The organism is Hydrogenophaga sp. A37 (assembly GCF_002001205.1).
Taxonomy (GTDB): Bacteria; Pseudomonadota; Gammaproteobacteria; order Burkholderiales; family Burkholderiaceae_C; genus Hydrogenophaga.
In genome coordinates this window covers 1-18,813 of record NZ_MUNZ01000119.1, presented here as the reverse complement: position 1 = coordinate 18,813, position 18,813 = coordinate 1, and the positions used below count along the sequence as shown (strand labels likewise).

The 18,813-nt window shown below is 67.2% G+C and carries 15 protein-coding genes and 1 pseudogene; 5 read left to right on the top strand and 11 right to left on the bottom strand.

Translation table 11 applies throughout. From position 1 onward, the window contains the following. Positions 1-90: 90 nt before the first annotated feature. On the bottom strand, positions 91-1,200 hold the full coding sequence (locus tag B0E41_RS15655; RefSeq protein ID WP_077332091.1) for a BMP family ABC transporter substrate-binding protein: 1,110 nt from the start codon (positions 1,198-1,200) through the stop codon (positions 91-93). A gap of 88 nt (positions 1,201-1,288) precedes the next feature. Continuing rightward, positions 1,289-2,296, bottom strand: coding sequence for an adenosine deaminase (locus B0E41_RS15650; RefSeq protein WP_077332090.1), 1,008 nt, complete (start codon positions 2,294-2,296; stop codon positions 1,289-1,291). Between the two features lie 138 nt (positions 2,297-2,434). Between B0E41_RS15650 and B0E41_RS27155 the strand changes: the two genes are divergently transcribed. From B0E41_RS27155 to B0E41_RS15640, 3 genes are read left to right on the top strand one after another with little or no spacing between them, the layout of a single operon-like run. After that, positions 2,435-2,818, top strand: a complete 384-nt coding sequence (locus B0E41_RS27155; RefSeq protein WP_171984784.1) for a DUF6463 family protein — start codon at positions 2,435-2,437, stop codon at positions 2,816-2,818. 2 nt (positions 2,819-2,820) lie between these two features. Then, entirely contained in the window at positions 2,821-3,372 is a 552-nt protein-coding gene (locus tag B0E41_RS15645; protein ID WP_171984783.1) for a TetR/AcrR family transcriptional regulator, read from the top strand. Continuing rightward, positions 3,369-3,782 carry a hypothetical protein gene (locus B0E41_RS15640; RefSeq protein ID WP_077332088.1) on the top strand — a complete coding sequence of 138 codons (414 nt, stop codon included), beginning with the start codon at positions 3,369-3,371 and terminating at the stop codon, positions 3,780-3,782. The genes B0E41_RS15645 and B0E41_RS15640 overlap by 4 nt, the downstream gene beginning before the upstream one ends. Positions 3,783-3,873: 91 nt before the next feature. Here B0E41_RS15640 and B0E41_RS15635 read toward each other — a convergent pair whose 3' ends face one another. The 6 genes from B0E41_RS15635 to B0E41_RS15610 form a co-directional block, all read right to left on the bottom strand. Further along, positions 3,874-4,941 carry an aromatic ring-hydroxylating dioxygenase subunit alpha gene (locus B0E41_RS15635; protein ID WP_077332087.1) on the bottom strand — a complete coding sequence of 356 codons (1,068 nt, stop codon included), beginning with the start codon at positions 4,939-4,941 and terminating at the stop codon, positions 3,874-3,876. A 186-nt stretch (positions 4,942-5,127) separates the two neighbouring features. Further along, the gene (locus B0E41_RS15630) at positions 5,128-6,282 is read right to left on the bottom strand and encodes a BMP family ABC transporter substrate-binding protein (RefSeq protein ID WP_077332086.1); all 1,155 of its coding nucleotides are present in this window, start codon (positions 6,280-6,282) and stop codon (positions 5,128-5,130) included. Positions 6,283-6,332: 50 nt separating this feature from the next. After that, entirely contained in the window at positions 6,333-7,253 is a 921-nt protein-coding gene (locus tag B0E41_RS15625) for an ABC transporter permease (RefSeq protein ID WP_077332085.1), read from the bottom strand. A 2-nt stretch (positions 7,254-7,255) separates the two neighbouring features. Continuing rightward, a complete protein-coding gene (locus B0E41_RS15620; protein WP_077332084.1) occupies positions 7,256-8,443 on the bottom strand; it encodes an ABC transporter permease in 1,188 nt (395 codons plus the stop codon). Next, on the bottom strand, positions 8,430-9,968 hold the full coding sequence (locus B0E41_RS15615) for an ABC transporter ATP-binding protein (protein WP_253194913.1): 1,539 nt from the start codon (positions 9,966-9,968) through the stop codon (positions 8,430-8,432). The genes B0E41_RS15620 and B0E41_RS15615 overlap by 14 nt, the downstream gene beginning before the upstream one ends. Positions 9,969-9,985: 17 nt before the next feature. Continuing rightward, complete coding sequence (locus B0E41_RS15610) at positions 9,986-10,939, bottom strand: LysR family transcriptional regulator (protein WP_077332082.1); 954 nt, start codon at positions 10,937-10,939, stop codon at positions 9,986-9,988. Positions 10,940-11,032: 93 nt separating this feature from the next. On the opposite strand from B0E41_RS15610, the gene B0E41_RS15605 reads away from it, so the two are divergent. Both B0E41_RS15605 and xdhB read left to right on the top strand, forming a co-directional pair. Next, entirely contained in the window at positions 11,033-12,640 is a 1,608-nt protein-coding gene (locus B0E41_RS15605) for an FAD binding domain-containing protein (protein ID WP_077332145.1), read from the top strand. Beyond that, a complete protein-coding gene (gene xdhB / locus B0E41_RS15600; RefSeq protein WP_077332081.1) occupies positions 12,637-15,054 on the top strand; it encodes a xanthine dehydrogenase molybdopterin binding subunit in 2,418 nt (805 codons plus the stop codon). The genes B0E41_RS15605 and xdhB overlap by 4 nt, the downstream gene beginning before the upstream one ends. Positions 15,055-15,157: 103 nt before the next feature. Here the strand turns inward: xdhB and B0E41_RS15595 are convergent, their stop codons facing one another. The 3 genes and pseudogenes from B0E41_RS15595 to B0E41_RS15585 form a co-directional block, all read right to left on the bottom strand. Next, complete coding sequence (locus tag B0E41_RS15595; RefSeq protein WP_077332080.1) at positions 15,158-16,501, bottom strand: sigma-54 dependent transcriptional regulator; 1,344 nt, start codon at positions 16,499-16,501, stop codon at positions 15,158-15,160. Next, positions 16,498-18,396 carry an ATP-binding protein gene (locus B0E41_RS15590; protein WP_077332079.1) on the bottom strand — a complete coding sequence of 633 codons (1,899 nt, stop codon included), beginning with the start codon at positions 18,394-18,396 and terminating at the stop codon, positions 16,498-16,500. Before B0E41_RS15590 ends, B0E41_RS15595 begins: the two co-directional genes overlap by 4 nt. A 184-nt stretch (positions 18,397-18,580) precedes the next feature. Further along, positions 18,581-18,813, bottom strand: a pseudogene (locus B0E41_RS15585) (amino acid ABC transporter ATP-binding protein); the annotation flags it as partial.

Here is an 18,813-nt window from a genome sequence, read left to right as displayed (position 1 = left end):
CGAGCTTAGCCGCGCCGCCCTGGACCGGTATACCGATGGGCCAATAGCCTCCATTCGGCGTGACACAAGTCACGCTCCGGGCGCCCGCCTTCAGCGCGCGATCTGGCCGATCACACCCTCGGCGAGCCAGTTCATCCCCAGGATATCGGCGTCGCCCAGGGCCTTGCCGGCCGGGATCGCCAGCTGGCCCGTGTTGTCCTTCACGCCGGCCTTGCCGCCCGCAAACACCGGCAGTTGCCCGGCGGCCATCTCGGCTTGGCGCTTCTGCACCTCGGCCTGCACCGCAGCGGGCACCTTGCTGCCAAAGGCATCGACGCGGATCATGCCGTCCTTCACGCCACCCCAGACGCTCTCGCTCTTCCAGTTGCCGTCGATCACGGCCTGGACGCGGCGGGTGTAGTAGTCGCCCCAGAGGTGGGTCACGGCGGCGATCTGTGCGTCGGGCGCCACCTTGCGCATGTCGGAGTGGTAGGCCACGGCCAACTTGCCGCGTTCCTGCGCCGCCACCATCACGGCGTTGGAGCCGGTGTGAAAGGCCAGCACCTCGGCGCCCTGGTTCATGAGCGACATCGCGGCGTCGCGCTCACGCGTGGGGTTGAACCACTCACCGAGCCAGACCACACGCACCGTGGCCTTGGGGTTCACCGAGCGCATGCCCAGCGTGAACGCGTTGATGCCCTGCACCACCTCGGGAATCGGGAAACCCGCCACGTAACCGGCCTGCGTGGCCAGACGTCCGGCAGCGATGCCGGCGAGGTAGCGGCCTTCGTAGTAGCGCGCGTTGGACGTGGCCACATTGGGCGCCGTCTTGTAGCCGGTCACGGACTCGAACTTCACGCCGGGGAACTCGCGCGCCACCTTGAGCGTGGGCTCCATGTAGCCGAAGCTGGGGGTGAAGATGATCTGGTGGCCCTGCATCGCCAGGTCGCGGATCACGCGCTCGGCGTCCGGGCCTTCGGCCACGTTTTCCACGTAGGTGGTGACCACCTTGCCGGGCAATGCCGCCTCCACGGCTTGGCGGCCCTGGTCGTGCTGGCGCACCCAGCCGGCTTCGGTGAGCGGTGCCACGTAGACGAACGCCGCCTTGAGCGGTGCGCTCGCCGTGGCGGCCGTCTGGGCCTGTGCGGTGAATGAAAAAGAGAAAAAAAAGCTGGTGACCGCCAAGGCGCAGGCGCGCCGGGCCACGAGGTTTTTGTACATGGTGTTCCTCTACATGGCTTCCGGTTGAACAAAAAAGCGAGCCGGGGAAGCACCGGCTCGCTGGGCTGCTGATTTTACCGCCCGGCGCTCAGCCCTTCACGGCCTTGCTCAAGGCTGCCAGGCAGTCCGCGCGCCGCTCGGCGCTGATGAAGCTGGCCTCGAAGCTGTTCTTTGCGAGCTGGACCACGTCCTCCCGGCTCAAGGCCAGCGCCTGGGTGGTCTGCTCGAAGTTGGCGTTCATGTAGCCACCGAAGTAGGCCGGGTCGTCGGAGTTGATGGTGACGCACAAGCCGGCGTCGAGCATCTTCTTCAGCGGGAGGTCGCGCAGGTCGTCCACCACGCAGAGCTTGAGGTTGGACAGCGGGCACACCGTGAGCGGCAGGCGCGTGTGGGCTAGCTCGGCCATGAGCAGCGGGTCCTGCAGCGCGGCCACGCCGTGGTCGATGCGCTGCACCTTGAGCAGGTCGATGGCCTGCCACATGTACTCGGGCGGCCCCTCTTCGCCCGCGTGGGCCACCAGGTGCAGGCCCAGCTCGCGGCAGCGCGCGAACACGCGTTCAAACTTCTCCGGCGGGTGGCCCATCTCGCTGGAGTCCAGCCCCACGCCGATGAAGTGCTCACGGTACGGCAACGCCGCCTCCAGCGTGGCGAAAGCATCGTCTTCGCTCAGGTGGCGCAGGAAGCACAGGATCAGCGCCGAGCTGATGCCCAGCTCCGCTTCGGCCTTTTGGCACGCGCCCGACAGGCCTTCGATCACGATGCCCATGGGCACGCCGCGCGCGGTGTGGGTCTGCGGATCAAAGAACAACTCGGTGTGGATCACGTGGTCCGCCTTCGCGCGCAAGAAGTAGGCCCAGGCCATGTCGTGGAAGTCCTGCGCCTGCAGCAGCACGCTGGCACCGGCGTAATAGATGTCCAGAAAGCTCTGCAGGTCGGTGAAGGCATAGGCCGCGCGCAGGGCCTCCACGCTAGCGTAGGGCAGGCTCACGCCGTTGCGCTGAGCGAGTTCGAAGATCAACTCGGGTTCCAGCGATCCTTCGATGTGGATGTGCAGCTCGGCTTTGGGGATGGCGCGGGCGAGTTCGATGGCGTTCATGGCAGGGCGTCTCTCTGGAAGGGTGTGCTCCGCAGATGATACGCAGAGAGATCTTTGAACCGTTCTTTGAGGATGCGTCATGAATACCATACCATATGGTATGTTTCGTCTTTTCAATCCATCGAACGGGGGGTTTTCATGTGGGCATACCGACGTGGTGGCTGGCTGCTCGCGGCCATTGGCGTGATCCATTGCGCGATTGGCCTGCTGCTCAGCTGGGGCATCCTGGCGGCGTGGGGCGAGGCGGGCTGGTGGCACAGCATTGAGCGCTCGGGCGTGATGCACATGGACCGGTTCGCCGCCCTGTGGTTTCAGGTGGCGGGCGTTTCATGGGTGTTGCTGGGCTGGCTGATGCAGCAATGGCTGGACCGTGTGGGCACCGTCGCGTCCTCGTTGGGCTGGGCGCTGTTGCTCATGGGCCTGCTTGTGGCCTATGTGCTGCCCATCTCGGGTGCCTGGCTGTTTGTCGCGCTGGGCCTGCGCATGGCCTGGCCGCCCCGCCAGCCCCAGAGCGCCACCTGAACATGGCCGCACCCCTCACCCGCAACGACTGGCTGGAAAAAGGCCTGCATCTGCTCGGCGATGGCGGTCCGCAGCAAATCCGGATCGACACTCTGTGCCACGCGCTGGGTGTGACGAAAGGGTCGTTCTATCACCACTTCGCCAGCCAGCCCGCCTACGTGAGCGCCCTGCTCGCCCACTGGAAAAACACCTACACGCAGCAGCTCATCGATACGGTGGCCGTGCTCGACGACCCGCGCTTGCGCAGCGAGCGTCTGAGCCAGCTGGTGTTCAGCAAAGACATGAGACCCGAAGTGGCCTTGCGGGCCTGGGGCAACAGCCATCCCGAGGTGGCCGCCACGGTGCAGGCCGTCGACGCCCAGCGCATCGCCTACCTGACGGACCTCGCGCAAGGCATGGGGGTGGCTCCGTCACAGGCCCGTTTGATGGCCAGGATGGGCTACGCGCAACTGATCGGCATCCAGCACCTGCCGACCCTCGTCACGCCCGAGGACGCGACGCAGATGGATCACACCCTGTACCTGCTGCTGGCAGCCCAGGGGAAGCCGTCGTGACCCCCTCGGCATGGGCCGCTGGCCTGGACTTTCTGGCTGCGGCCCTGCACATCGCCATCATCATCGGCGGCCCCGCCTGGTACCGGTTCTTTGGTGCCGGCGAGCGGATGGCGCGGTGGGCAGAGCAAGGCCGCCCCGGACCCGCGCTGCTCACCGCAGGCATCGCGTTGGCACTGGCAGGCTTTGGGCTCTACACACTGTCGCTGGACGGGCGCTTCGAAGCCCTGCCGTGGCGCCGCGAGGTGGTGTGGGCGATCACCGGGGTCTATGCCGTTCGCGCCGTTGCGGTGATGGGGTTGGCACCCTGGATGGCGACGATGCGCACCCCCTTCATGCTCGGCTCATCGCTGATCTGCGGCCTGTACGCGCTTGTCCACTGGTGGGCGCTTCGCGCCACGGTCCAGCTGTGAAAAGCACTCAAGAACTTGTTTCCCGGGGCAGTCAGCAGGGTCACGCCTCCGACCGATGCACCCGGTGGCGTGCCTCCGATTTTCAGGAGGTTCAGCACACGCCCAACGAGACGCCGAGTCGGGTCAGGTAGCGGCGGTAGGCATTGGACATTCGGTCGGCCGGGCCGTGCACCTCACCGATCCCGCTGTCCTTGCCGATGGGCAGGGTCTTGGGTTGCTGCGATTCGACGATGGGCCGGTCCTGCGCGAACACGGCGTCCTGGAAAGCACGCAGCTCTTCGTCGTCCGACAGGTCGCCCAGCGTGGCCATGGCGAACCAGGCGGTGCAGGCCTCGGAGCCGTCGGGGCGGATGAAGAGCGCGATGGCGTTGCTCACCGGGTCGCCCTCGGTCGCGTCCTTGTGCAGGATGGCCGAGAAGGGGTGGGGCACCTCATACCGGTAGGCCACCCAGCCACCCTCTTCGGCGCCGGCGTAGCCCTTGGGCTGCCAGGCCTTGCAGTCGCGCACCGCCACGCCAGCCCCGCCCTCTTCCACGCGCCCGGTGTCCACCTGCGCGTGGCTGCGCGCGCCCAGCCAGCCCTCGTGCACAAAACCAAAGTGGCTCAGGTCAAGGAAGTTTTCCACCAGACGCGGTGCGCTGGTCTGCACCTCGTAGGGGCCGCAGATGAGCTGGCGCCAGACCGGGTCGGTCCAGGGCTCGAACACCGGGGGTTCCGTCAACACCGCGGGCACCAGGGTGCGGTCCGGGCGCTCCAGTCGCACCCACACCAGGCCGTGGCGCTCGACCGCCTCAAACGCCGTCGCGCAGTGCGAGGCGGGCGGCTCGAAGGTGGGCGACGCCGGCACGTGCACGCAGCGACCGACCGCCAGCGACTCACCGTGCGCCGGGCGGGCCGCCATGTCGCCAGCAAATTGCCAGCCGTGATAGGGGCACTCCAGCCGGGCACCGTGCAGGTGGTTCAGCACCCGCCCCAGCGACAGCTTCGCACCCCGATGCGGGCAGCGGTCGACCCAGGCGTGCACGACAGGCTCGTGCGCGTGGTCGTGCGCAGGCTCGCGCCAGAGCACCAGCGAGGTTCCCAGCAGCTCCACCGCCGCGGGCTCCTCCCGCAGGTGCATGCACGCCATCACCGGGTGCCAGAGTTGCTTCTCGATCATGCAAAGCTCCCATGAAAAAAGCCGCTGCAGGGCAGCGGCTTGGATTGTCGGCGCCACCGACCCGGCTGTGTTGGTTTGGCACCGCGTCCGACGCGAGATGCCTTGCCCAGGATGCGGTGGAACCGGCTCCGCCGGGCCACTCGCATCGCCCCCTCGGGGGGTGACGCGAAGCGGCGCGGGGGGGCCTCAGTTCGGCAGCTTGCCTTCAACACCCTTCACATAGAACTTCACGCCGCCCAGGAACTTGTCGTCGGCGACCACATCCTTGGCCAGCACTTCCTTGCCCGCCTGGTCCATGATCGGGCCCTTCCAGATCGAGAAGCTGCCGTCCTTCAGGCCCGCCTTGATGGTGTCGATCTTGGCCTTGGTGTCGGCCGGCACGTCTTCAGCAATGGACACCATGTCGATCGCGCCCTCTTTGTGGCCCCACCACACGCCACCGGTGCTCCAGGTGCCTTCGAGCGCGTCTTTGACGGCCTTCTTGTAGTAAGGCGCCCAGTTGATCACGGCCGAACCCAGGTGGGCCTTGGGGCCGTAGGCGGTCATGTCGGAGTCCCAGCCAAAGGCGCGCTTGCCCTTTTCTTCGGCCGTCTTGAGCACGGCGGGCGAGTCGGTGTTCTGCATCAGCACGTCGGCGCCGCCGTTGATCAGCGACGTCGCGGCTTCGGTTTCTTTCGGTGGGTCGAACCAGCCGTTGACCCACACCACCTTGGTCTTGACCTTGGGGTTGACCGACTGTGCACCCAGCGTGAAGCTGTTGATGTTGCGGATCACTTCGGGAATTGGGATCGAGGCCACCACGCCCAGGGTGTTGGTCTTGGTCATGGAGCCGGCGATCACGCCGGCCATGTACGCGCCTTCGTAGGTGCGGCTGTCGTAGGTGCGCATGTTCTCGGCCGTCTTGTAGCCGGTGGCGTGCTCGAACTTCACGTCCTTGAAGTCGGGCGCCACTTTCAGCATGGGCTCCATGTAGCCGAAGGTGGTGCCGAAAATCAGCTTGTTGCCCTGGGTCGCCATGTCGCGGATCACGCGCTCGGCGTCGGGGCCTTCTGGCACGCCTTCAACAAAACTGGTCACGATCTTGTCGCCGAACTCGGCTTCCACCGCCTTTCGGGCGTTGTCGTGGGCAAAGGTCCAGCCACCGTCACCCACCGGGCCCACGTAGGCAAACGCAATCTTCAAAGGCTCGGCCTTCGGTGCCTCAGCAACGGCCGGCGCCGGTGCGGGCGCAGCGGCCGGAGCGGCCGCTTCTTCCTTCTTGCCGCAGCCGATCAGCGTGGCACTGGCCAGCGCGGTCAGCGCGAAGGCCTTGATCAGGGAACGTTTGCTCAGTTCTGTCATGGAAACCTCTTGTTGGAGATGGTGGTTTGGGAAACGGAAACAGGGAGAAATTATGCGCCCGGGTAGAAGGGCTTCCCGATCGAAGTCGGCATGTTGATGCGGATCCAGGTCGGGTTGCGCGAGATCAGCACCAGCACGACGATAGTGGCCAGGTACGGCATCATGGTCAGGAACTGGCTGGGCACGTTGACACCGATGCCCTGCAGGTGAAATTGCAGCATGGTCACGAAACCAAACAGGTACGCACCGAGCAACACGCGTGCCGGTCGCCAGGTGGCGAAGGTGGTGAGCGCCAGCGCGATCCAGCCCTTGCCGGCGATCATGCCCTCGACCCACAGCGGTGTGTAGACGGTGGACACATAGGCCCCGGCCAGGCCACAGAGCGAGCCACCCGCCATCACGGCCATGAGGCGGATGCGGCGCACCGGATACCCCAGCGCGTGGGCCGACTCCGGGCTCTCGCCCACGCTGCGCAGCACCAGCCCGGCGCGCGTGCGGTACAGGAACCAGATCAGTCCGAACACGATGCCCACACAGAGGTAGACCATGGGGTGGTGGCGGAACAGCATGGGGCCGAGCAGCGGGATGTCGGCCAGCACGGGAATCGCGAACGGCGTCAGCGAAGGCAGCTTGGCCTGCACGAAGCTGGTGCCCGCGAAGGCCGAAAACCCCGCGCCGAAGAGCGACAGTGCCAGCCCGGTAGCGTACTGGTTGGTGTTGAGCCAGATCACCAGCACACCGAACACACCGGCCAGCAAGGCGCCCACCGCCATGCCAGCCGCAAAACCGGCCACGGTGCTGCCGGTGTGCACCACGGTGGCAAAGCCGGCCAGCGCCGCGCACAGCATCAGGCCCTCGGCGCCCAGGTTGACGATGCCGGCTTTCTCGTTGATCAGCAGGCCCAGCGAAGCGATGGCCAGCACCGTGCCCGCGTTGAGTGAGGCGCCAATCAGGAGTGCGATGGATTCCATGATCACTTCTCCCCTGTCTGAACGGCACTCGAAGCCGTGGTCGTCTGAGCAGCAGATGCCGCACCCAGGGGCACCGCAGAACCGGCTTCGCCGGGCTGCTGGTGCCGCCCCCTTGAGGGGGTCGCGCGCAGCGCGGCGGGGGTGAATCTGACCCTGTAGGCGATCAGCGTGTCGCAGGCCAGCAGCGCAAACAGCAGCAGCCCCTGGAACACCCCGGTGATCGATTTGGGCAGACCCATGCGCGACTGCGCCAGCTCACCGCCGATGTAGAACATGCTCATCAGGATGGCCGAGAACACGATGCCCACCGGGTGCAGCCGCCCCACATAGGCCACGATGATCGCGGCGAAGCCGTAGCCCGCCGGCACGTAGGGCGTGAGCTGGCCAATCGGCCCCGCCACCTCCAGCGCACCGGCCAGGCCGGCCGCGCCGCCTGAGGTGAGCAGCGCGATCCACAGCGCCTTGCGTGAGGAGAAGCCGGCGTAACGCGCCGCCGCCGGGGCCAGGCCCCCCACCAGCTGTGCGAAACCGGCGTAGGTGCGGAACAGAAACACCCAGACCGCGGCCACGCCGGCCAGCGCCAGCAGCAGGCCGATGTTCACGCGCGAACCCTGCATCAGCTTGGGGATCTGCGTCACTGCGTCGAAGGTTTTGGTCTGCGGGAAGTTGTAGCCCAGCGGGTCTTTCCAGGGGCCGTAGACCAGAAAGTTCAGCACCTGGATCGCCACGTAGACCAGCATCAGGCTGACCAGGATTTCGTTGGCGTTGAAGCGGTCGCGCAGCAGCGCGGTGATGCCAGCCCAGAACATGCCGCCCAGCACGCCCGCGAGCAGGATGGCCACCACGATCCAGCGCCCGGTGTCGGGCCCGGCCAGCAGCGCCACGCCAGCCGCGAACACCGCGCCGATGACGAACTGCCCTTCGGCGCCGATGTTCCACACGTTGGAGCGGAAACACACCGCCAGCCCGAGCGCGATGATCAGCAACGGCGTGGCCTTGACCATCAGCTCCGAAATCGCATAGCCGCTTTTGAGCGGCTCCCAGAAGAACACCTGCAGGCCACGCACCGGGTCTTTACCCAGCAGCGCAAACAGGATCACACCGATCACCACCGTGATGGCCAGCGCCAGCAGCGGCGAGCCATAACCCCAGCGCGCCGACGGTTGGGGACGGACTTCAAGCCGCAGCATGGGCGGTCTCCTTCTTGTTGTTGTGGCTGGTGTCCCAGAGGCCGGACATCCACTCACCGATGCGCTCAATGGTGGCCTCGGCCCGGTTCAGGCTCGGCGAGAGCCGGCCTTTGGCGATCACGTGCAGGCGGTCGCTGATCTCGAACAGCTCGTCCAGCTCTTCGCTCACCACCAGCACCGCGCAGCCCGCGTCGCGCAACGCGAGGATTTCGCCGCGGATCTGCGCCGAAGCGCCCACGTCCACACCCCAGGTGGGCTGGCTCACGATGAGCAGTTTCGGCTTGGCTTCGATCTCTCGGCCAACGATGAACTTTTGCAGGTTGCCGCCCGAGAGCGACTTGGCCGCCGCGTCCGGGCCGTTGGCCTTGACGTTGTAGCGTTGGATGATGTCGGCCGCCTGGGCCTTGAGCGCGGCGAGACGGAGCCAGCCGCCTGCGCCCAGCGTGTCGCGGCGCGAGAGCAGCAGGTTGTGCGCGAGCGAGAGCGTGGGCACGGCCCCGCGGCCCAGGCGCTCTTCGGGCACGAAATGCAGGCCCAGCGCGCGGCGGCGCCCGGGTGCGAAGCGCGAAACGTCTTTGCCGCTCACTGAGATGCTGCCGGCCGGCGCGTGGGTGTCTTCGCCCGAAAGGGCAAACAGCAGCTCGGCCTGGCCGTTGCCCGACACGCCCGCGATACCCACCACCTCGCCCGCGCGCACGGTCAAGGCGATGTCGTGCAAATCGGTGCCGAACGGATCATCGCTGGGCATGCTGAGGCCTTTGACTTCCATCACCGTGGCACCCACCTTGAGTTCGCGCACGTTCAAAGCCGGTGGCTCGGCACCGATCATCAGGCGCGAGAGCGAGGCGTTGCTTTCTTCGCGCGGGTCGCACACGCCGGTCACCTGGCCGCCGCGCAACACCGTGCAGGCGGTGCACAGCTCGCGGATTTCGTGCAGCTTGTGGCTGATGTAGAGGATGCTGCAGCCCTCGGCTGCCAGCTTGTTGAGCACGATGAAGAGCTTCTCCACCGCCTGCGGCGTCAGCACCGAGGTGGGCTCGTCGAGGATCAGCAGTTGCGGGCGGGTCAACAGTGCGCGGATGATCTCCACGCGCTGCATCTCGCCCACGCTGAGCGTGTGCACCGGGCGCTTGGGATCGATGTCCAGCCCGTACGCCGATGCGGTGACGTCGATGCTCGCGCTGACCTCGACGAGCGTGAGCGACTTGTCCAGCCCCAACCACACGTTTTCGGCCACGGTCAGCGTGTCGAACAGGCTGAAGTGCTGGAACACCATGCTGATGCCGAGTGCCCGCGCTTCCTGCGGGTTGCGCACGTGCACCGGCCGGCCGTTGAACATGACCGAGCCCTCGTCGGGCTTGACCGAGCCGTAGATGATCTTCATCAGCGTGGACTTGCCGGCGCCGTTCTCGCCCAGCACGGCGTGGATCTGGCCCGGTGCCACGCTGAGCGAGACGCCGCTGTTGGCCACCACACCGGGGTAGCGTTTGGTGATGCCGGTGAGTTGCAGTCGGGACGTGGTCACAGGTTCTCCTCTGGTGTTCAAGCTGCAGCCGCGTCGGCTTCTGGGCGGCGCAGCGAAGCCGCCACGCTCTTGATCTGCTCGCGCAGCCAGCGCCCGGCGTTCGACGCGTGGGTGCGCTCGTGCCAGAGCTGGTAATACATCATTCGGGGGAACGGCACGGGGCAGCTCAGCACCTTCACCGGCAACACACCGGTGAAACGCTCGGCGTACTGCCGCCCGGTGGTGAGCACCAGCAAAGTGCCCGCCACCATGGCCGGGATGAGACCGAAATGCGGGCAGCGAGCGGTGATGTTGCGCACCAGGCCCTTGGCGGCCAGGTGGTCGTCGATCACGCCGCGCGCGCCCGGGTGGGTGGGCGTCGGTGCGATGTGTTCGGCCGCCAGCCAGGCCTCCACGTCCCAGCCTCGGCGGGCCGCCGGGTGCTGGGTGGACACCAGGCTCACCACCTCGTCGCCAAACAGGCGGCCCAGGTGCAGGTCGTCGGGCGGCTTGGGCCAGTTGCCGATCACCACGTCGTAATGCCCCTGGGCCAGGTGGTTGCGGTAGTCGGCGTCGGCGGAGAGCGGGTGGATCTCGATGGAGCAATGGGGCGAGAGGGTCTTGAGCTGCGTCACCAGCTGCGGCAGGAACAGCGGGTCCAGGTAATCGCTGGCGGCCAGGCTGAAGGTGTGGTGCGCCGTGGCCGGGTCGAAGGCGCGCGCGTCGGAAAACAGCATCTCCGCGTTGCGCAGGATGTCGGCCGCCGGTTCGATCATGCGAAGGCCCGCCACGGTGGGCACCATGCTGGCACCCGAGCGCACCAGAAGGGGGTCTCCGGCCAGCTCGCGCAGGCGCTTGAGCGCCGCACTGACCGCCGGCTGGTACATGCCCAGGCGCAGCGCCGCGCGCGACACGCTGCGCTCGGTGAGCACGGTGTGCAGCACGCGGATCAGGTGCAGGTCAATCTTGTCGAACATGGACACGTATTTCATACCCAAGACTATGCGTGCGGATGGTGGTTAGGGCATTCTGCTCATACGGCTGAGCATATGTTGTGCCATGGGGTGAGCGCTATGCTGGCGCGCATGAATTCCAAAATCTCCGCACAAACCCTGAGATTCATCCGCCGCGGCCAGGCCGTGACGCTCCACCATGTGGCACCCGACCGCACCCTGCTGGAGGTGCTGCGCGAGGACCTGAACCTCACCGCCACCAAGGAGGGCTGTGGCGAGGGCGACTGCGGCGCCTGCACCGTGGTGCTGGGTGAATCGGTCAACGGAAAACTGCAATACCGGGCCATCAACAGCTGCATCCGGCTGGCCGCTTCGGTGGATGGCATGGCGGTGTGGACCGCTGAAGACATCGCCTCACCTGCTGGCGAACTGCATCCCGCGCAGGAGGCCATGGTGCAGTGCCACGGCAGCCAGTGCGGCTTCTGCACGCCGGGTTTCGTGATGAGCCTGTTTGGCATGTACCAGAACCACCAGAACGGTCAGGCCATTTCCAGGGAGCAGACGCAGATCGACCTGTCGGGCAACCTCTGCCGCTGCACCGGCTACCGCCCCATCCTCGACGCCGCTGAAAAAATGGGCAGCCTGCCCTTGCCCGCCGGCTGCGGGGTGGACGAAGCGGCCACACTCGCCGCGCTCAAGACGCTGAAACCCAAACAAACCGGCGACGAGGCCTACCTGCGCCCCACCACCCTCGCTGCGCTGCTGCAACAGCGCGCGAAGTTCCCCAAGGCCCAGGTCGTGGCCGGCTGCACCGACGTGGGCCTGTGGGTCACCAAGCTGCACAAGCGCTTTGACCGCGTGCTCGACGTGACGGCCGCACGCGAGCTACAGCGGGTGGAGACCTATCCGAACCACATCGCCATCGGCGCGGCCGTTTCGCTGACCGACGCCTTTGCCGCGCTGGTGAAAGAGCGCCCCCAGCTCAAGACCTTCGGCCAGCGCTTCGCCGGCCTGCCGGTGCGCAACTCGGGCACGCTGGGCGGCAACGTCGCCAACGGTTCGCCGATTGGCGACTCGATGCCGCTGCTGATCGCGCTGGGCGCCAGCGTGGTGCTGATGCGCTGGAAAAAGACCGCCGCGGGCGGCAAGATCGTCCACCGCGAACTGCGACTGGAAGATCTGTACACCGGGTACCGAACCAATGTGATGCGGGCGGACGAGCTGCTGTGCTGGATCAAGGTGCCTCGGCCGGGAGCCCCCTCACCCCAACCCTCTCCCGCCAGAGGGAGAGGGGGCCATTCACTCCCTCTCCCTCTGGGAGAGGGCGGGGGTGAGGGCTCGCCCGCCTGCCCGCCGGCCGAAAGCCAGGAATTCATGCGCGTCTACAAAATCAGCAAACGCTTCGACGACGACATTTCCGCAGTCTGCCTCGCCATCCAGATGACCGTGAAAGCGGGCGTGGTGCACCAGGTCTCCATCGGCGCCGGCGGCGTGGCCGCCACGCCTGCCCGCGCGCACCAGACCGAAGCCGCCCTGCTCGGCCAACCCTGGAACGCCGACACCGTGATGGCCGCCGCCGCCGCGCTGCGCGCCGAGTTCCAGCCCATCAGCGACATGCGCGCCAGCGCCGCCTACCGCCAGACCGTGCTGGGCAACCTGCTGCAGCGCTTCTGGCTGGAGAGCCAGGGCCGGCAAGGCATCAACCTGGAAAACCTCAAGACACTGGAGGTGCTCGCATGAACGCGCCCGATCTGAAACTCGTGGCCAACAACACCCGGGCCGCCGGCCAATCGCGTGTTCACGAAAGCGCCCGCGCCCAGGTGGCCGGCGCCGCCACCTACATCGACGACATCCCCGAAGTGCGTGGCACGCTGCACGCGGCGCCGGTGTGTTCGCCCGTGGCACACGGCGTCCTGCGCAGCGTGGACGTGTCCGCCGCGCTGGCCCTGCCCGGCGTGCGCGCGGTGATCGACGCGGGCGACATCCCCGGCGACACCACCTTGGCCGCCTTCGCACACGACGAACCGGTGTTCGCCACCGACACGGTGATGTTCATCGGCCAGGTGGTGGCGCTGGTGGTGGCCGACGACGTGATGACCGCGCGCCGTGCCGCCCGGCTGGTGAAGCTGCACATTGAAGAACAGCCCGCCGTGCTCAGCGTGCACGAAGCGCACGCGCTGGAAAGTTATGTGCTGCCGCCGGTGCACGTGAAACGCGGTGACGCGAAAGCGGCTTTGAAACGTGCGCCCCACCAGCTCGAAGGCCGCTTCGAGGTCGGTGGCCAGGAACACTTCTACCTCGAAGGCCAGATCGCCTACGTGCTGCCGCTGGAACAGAACCAGTGGTGGGTCTACACCAGCACCCAGCACCCGGGCGAGGTGCAGCACTGGGTGTCGCACGCGCTGGGCCTGTCGAACCACGCGGTCACGGTCGAATGCCGGCGCATGGGCGGCGGCTTCGGTGGCAAGGAAACGCAGGCCGGCCACCTGGCCGTGTGGGCCGCCATCGCCGCGAACAAGCTCAAGTGCCCGGTCAAGCTGCGCCTGGACCGCGACGACGACTTCATGATCACCGGCAAGCGCCACCCCTTCGCCTACCACTACCGCGTGGGCTTTGATGACAGCGGCCTGCTCTGCGGGCTGGAGCTGGAGATGCTGGTCAACTGCGGCTTCAGCGCCGACCTCTCCGGGCCCGTGGCCGACCGCGCGATCTTCCACGCCGACAACGCCTACTTCCTCGAAGACGTGGCCGTGGCCAGCTACCGCTGCAAGACCCACACGCAGAGCCACACCGCGTTTCGTGGCTTCGGCGGCCCGCAAGGCGTGATCGTGATCGAGCGCATCCTGAGCGACATCGCGCGCACGCTCGGCCTGGACCCGCTGGACGTGCGGCTGCGCAACCTCTACAGCGATGAAGTCATCGCGCCAAAGAGCGCAATCGCGCCGGAACGGCGCCGGGATACCACCCACTACCAGATGAAGGTGGAGGACAACATCCTCGACCCACTCATCAACACCCTGGCCATCACCAGCGGCTACCGCGAGCGCCGCGAGCAGATCGAAGCCTGGAACGCGCAGAGCCCCGTCATCAAGAAAGGCCTGGCGCTCACGCCGGTCAAGTTCGGCATCAGCTTCACCGCCACGCTGTTCAACCAGGCCGGCGCGCTGGTGCATGTGTACACCGACGGCAGCGTGCAGGTGAACCACGGCGGCACCGAGATGGGCCAGGGCCTGAACACCAAGGTGGCGCAGATCGTGGCCGACGAACTCGGCGTGCCGTTCGAGAAGGTGCTCAGCACCGCGAGCGACACCAGCAAGGTGCCCAACGCCAGCGCCACCGCAGCCAGCAGCGGCACCGATCTGAACGGCCGCGCCGCACAGTTCGCGGCGCGCCAGGTGCGCCAGAACCTCGCCGCCTTCGTGGCGGGGCTGGACGGTGTGGGCGCCGGCGCCGTGCGCTTCGAGGGCGGCCATGTCATCACCGAAAAGAGCCTCCGCCGGTTTGAAGACGTGGTCGGCGCGGCCTACGCCAACCGCATCCAGCTCTGGAGCGACGGCTTCTACCGCACACCCAAGATCCACTACGACAAGACCACCCTCACCGGCCGGCCGTTCTACTACTTCGCCTACGGTGCCGCGGTGAGTGAAGTCGCCATCGACACGCTCACCGGCGAGTACCGCGTGCTCAAGGTGGACATCCTTCACGACGTGGGCAACAGCATCAACCCGGCCATCGACATCGGCCAGATCGAAGGCGGCTTCATCCAGGGCATGGGCTGGCTCACCACCGAGCAGTTGGTCTGGAAAGAACAAGAGCCCCCTGAGCTGACGCAAGCGTCAGCCCCCCCGGGGGGGACCATTTTTTCTTGGGGCGGCCCGGCGAAAAAATTACCAGGCTATTTACAAACCCACGCGCCCAGCACCTACAAGATCCCCGCCACCGGCGACGTGCCCGCGCACTTCAAGGTCGATCTCTGGCCCGAAGCCAACCGCGAAGACAACGTGCACGGCAGCAAGGCCGTGGGCGAGCCCCCGTTCATGCTGGCCATCAGCGTGTACGAGGCGCTGCGCGACGCGGTGGCGCAGGCGGGCTGCCGGCCCGAGACGATGAACGCGCCGGCCACGGCCGAAGAGGTGCTGCGCGCGCTGAGCTGAGGCACCGCTGCGCGTCTCCCCCTGGGGGAGGGGAAACGCAGCCTGTGGCCTGGCAAAGCCAGCTCCACGGCTGCCCTGAAGGGGCCCATGCAGCGCTGTGGGCCTACCTCAACCCGTGTTTCCTGATCTTGTCCACCAGGGTGGTCTTGGGCACGTTCAGCGCCTTGGCGGTCTGGCCCACGTTGCCGGCGTGGCGTTGCAGGGCATCGGCAATCAAACTGCGCTCGAACTGCTCGACCGTTTCGGTCAGCGTGGGCTGCGCATCGTCGCCTGACGCATCGGGTGCCGGCCCGTGGGGCGACACCCACTGCGGGCCGACGCCCAGCACCAGCGCATCGGCCACGTTGCGCAGCTCGCGCACGTTGCCGGGCCAGTCCCGCGCCATGAGCTGGCGCAGCTGGGCCTGGGGAATCGTCGGCTGGGGGCGACCATAGCGGCTGGCCGCCAGCAGCATGAAGTGCTCCAGCAGCATGGGGATGTCGTCGCGGCGCTCGCGCAGGGGAGGCAGCTCGATGTTGACCACATTCAGCCGGTACACCAGGTCGGCGCGGAAGCTGCCCTGCCGGGCCCGCTCCAGCAGGTCGTCCTTGGTGGCGGCGACCACGCGCACGTCCACCGGCTGACTCTGGTTGGAGCCCAGGCGCTCCAGGCTGCGTTCCTGCAGCACCCGCAGCAGCTTCACCTGCACGCCCTGTGGCATGCTTTCGAGCTCGTCCAGAAACAGCGTGCCGCCGTGGGCGTGTTCGATGCGGCCGATGCGGCGTTTCTGCGCCCCGGTGAAGGCGCCCGCCTCGTGGCCAAACAGCTCACTGTCGAGCAGCGAGTCGGGCAGGCCGCCGCAGTTCAGCGCCACATAGGGCGCCTTGCGGCGCCGCGAATGTTCGTGCAGGGCGCGGGCCACCACCTCTTTGCCAGTGCCCGTCTCGCCGCGGATGAGCACGTCCACCGGCGAGTCGGCCACCTCCATCACCAACTGGCGCACGCGGCGGATGGCGGGCGAATGGCCGACCAGTTGGCCTTCCAGGCCTTCGCTGAGCGAGAGCGCGCGGCGCAGGTTGGCCACCTCCAGCGTCAGGCGGCGCTTCTCCAGCGCGCGCTGAACCACCTCCACCAGTTGTTCGGGTGAAAAGGGCTTGGGGATGAAGTCGTAGGCGCCGCTGCGCATGGCCTGGACGGCGAGGTTCACGTCGCCGTGGCCGGTGATCATGATCACGGGCAGGTCCGGGTCGATGTCGCGCGCCTCGCAGATCACCGAGAGGCCGTCGGCCCCGGGCAGGCGCATGTCGGTCACGATCACGCCGGCCAGGCCGGGGCCGATGTGCGGCAACACGGCCTCGGCCGAATCGAAGGCGCGCACGGGGATGTCGGCCAGCTGCAAGGCCTGCACGCAGCCCAGCTGCACGGCGGCGTCGTCTTCCACCAAAAGCACGGTCAGGGCGCGGTTCATGGGGTCACAGGGGTTTTCGGGTGCATGGAAGCTGACCAGAGGGGAACGGTGAGCGTGAAACAGGCGCCACCACCGGGGACGTTGCGCGCCTGCAGTTCACCCTGGAATTCTGCGGCAATGTCGCGGCAGATCACCAGCCCCAGGCCCAGGCCCGCGCCACTGGCCTTGGTGGTGTAGAAGGGCTGGAACAGGTGGGCCAGGTCGGTTTCGCTCAGGCCTTTGCCACTGTCCTGCACGTGGATCGCCAGCGCGGGCGGCTGCGCCGCTGGCAGTGGTTCGGCCGTGATCTGCAGCCGCTTGTGCGGTGCGTCGCGCAGGGCATCGAGCGCGTTGCCGATCAGGTTGATCAGCACCTGCTCCAGCCGGTTGGCGTCGCACCACACCGTCCATTGCCCGGGCTGGCAGCGGTTGTCGGCCTCCACCTTTTCGTGGCGCAGGCGCAGCTGGAACAGGAACAGCGCCTGCTCCACCATGCGGCCGGCGTCGGTGGCCTCGGGACAGGCGGTCGATTTGCGCGAGAAGCTCTTGAGCGGGTCGATGATGCGCGCCATCTGGTCGACCAGCCGGGCCACGATGGACAGGTTCTCCTGCGCCGCGCCGTGGTTGCCGCGGCGCATGAACTCGGCCGCGTTGCCCGACAGGGTGCGGATCCCGCCCAGCGGCTGCGTGAGCTCGTGCGTGATGCTGGCCGCCAGCTGGCCCAGCACGGCCATCTTGCCCGCGTGCACCAGCCCGTCCTGCGCGGCGCGCAGGGTTTTTTCGGTCTGCTCGCGCTCGGCGACCTCTTTGCGCAGCAGGGTGTTGGCGTCGGTGAGTTCCTGCGTCCTTCGGCCCACCTCCTGCTCCAGCTCGGCGTTGGTCTGTTCGAGCAGGCGCTTGGCGCTCAGCTTCTGGCGCTCGATGCGCTGGCGCTGCGTCCAGTACAGCGCCAGCAGGATCACGAAGGCCACGGACACAGCGCCGCCCAGGCCGTCCAGCAGGGCCTGGTGCCGCACCGCGGCGAGGCTGGTGAAGATCAGCACCCGCCAGTCCATGCCATCGAGCGAACGCCCCAGGACCATGAAGTCCGCCCGGTTGCGCGCCTGCCCCAGCGCCGCAGACACCTTGGCCTCGTCGCCGTGCAGCAGGCCCTGCACCTCCTGCGTGTCGTCGTCCACCGAGAGTTCCACCTGCAACGGAAACAGGGGCAGGCGAAGGGAGCCGTAGGTCTGGGCCAACTGCAGGTCCACCCGCCGTTCGGTGGGCAAAGGCGCCAGTGAGGTGTAGCGCCACGCAGGCTGGGACGACAGGATCACCACCTGGTTGGCGTCGGCCACCAGCGCGGGCGCGCCCAGCATCGGCCAGGTCTGTTCCAGCGCCTCGAGACCGATCTTGATGGCCGCCACCCCGACCACGCGAGGGCCGTCGTAAATGGGGTGCGAGGCAAAGTAGCCCGCATGGCCCCCGCTGCCGATGGCGAAGTGGCGCGTCGAACGCCCGGCCAGCGCTTCCAGGTAGTAGGGGCGGTAGGAGACGTCTTCGCCGCGCAGGCTGTCGTCGCGCTGCACCGCGTTGCTGGAGGCCAGCACCACGCCACGCACGTCCAGCACAAACACCGCCAGGCTGCCCAGGTGGGCGTTCAGGCGGACAAGGTAGTCGTTGGCTGCAGCCGCATGCACCGTGCTGGGTGACTGCAGCAGGCGCACCACCGCGGGGTTGAGCTGGACGGTCGCCGGCACCGGCTCCAGGCGCCGCACACGGGCCTCCACCACCGAGGCGAACAGATCGAGCCGTCCGTTGGAGGCCGCCTTCAGGCTGCTCGCGCCCTGGGCGAAGCTGCGCTGGTAGACCCCATAGCCCGAGGCGGCCACGAGGGCCAGTGCCACCAGCGCCAGCAACGCGCGCCGCAGGGCCACCCCGGGCCGGCGGTGTGGCGGGGATGGTGGCGGACCGGACGGCTGTGCTGGGTGGATGGCGACCTCAGGAAGGAGAACTCATACCGTTTGCATTCAAAGTGAGAACAAGGCGCGAAGCCGCAGACAGTGCTATAGCACGGCAAGGCTTCAGCAACGCAGTTATCGCTTTGAAGGCAAATCGGTATCAATGGGCCAGGATTTTGGAGAGGAACTCCTTGGCTCTCGGCGAGCGCGCGTCCGGGTTCCCGAAGAACTCGTCGCGCCGGCAATCTTCGACGATTTTGCCGGCGTCCATGAAGATCACGCGGTGGCTGACCTTCTTGGCAAAGCCCATTTCGTGCGTCACCACCATCATGGTCATGCCCTCTTGCGCCAGCTTGACCATCACGTCCAGCACCTCCCCCACCATCTCGGGGT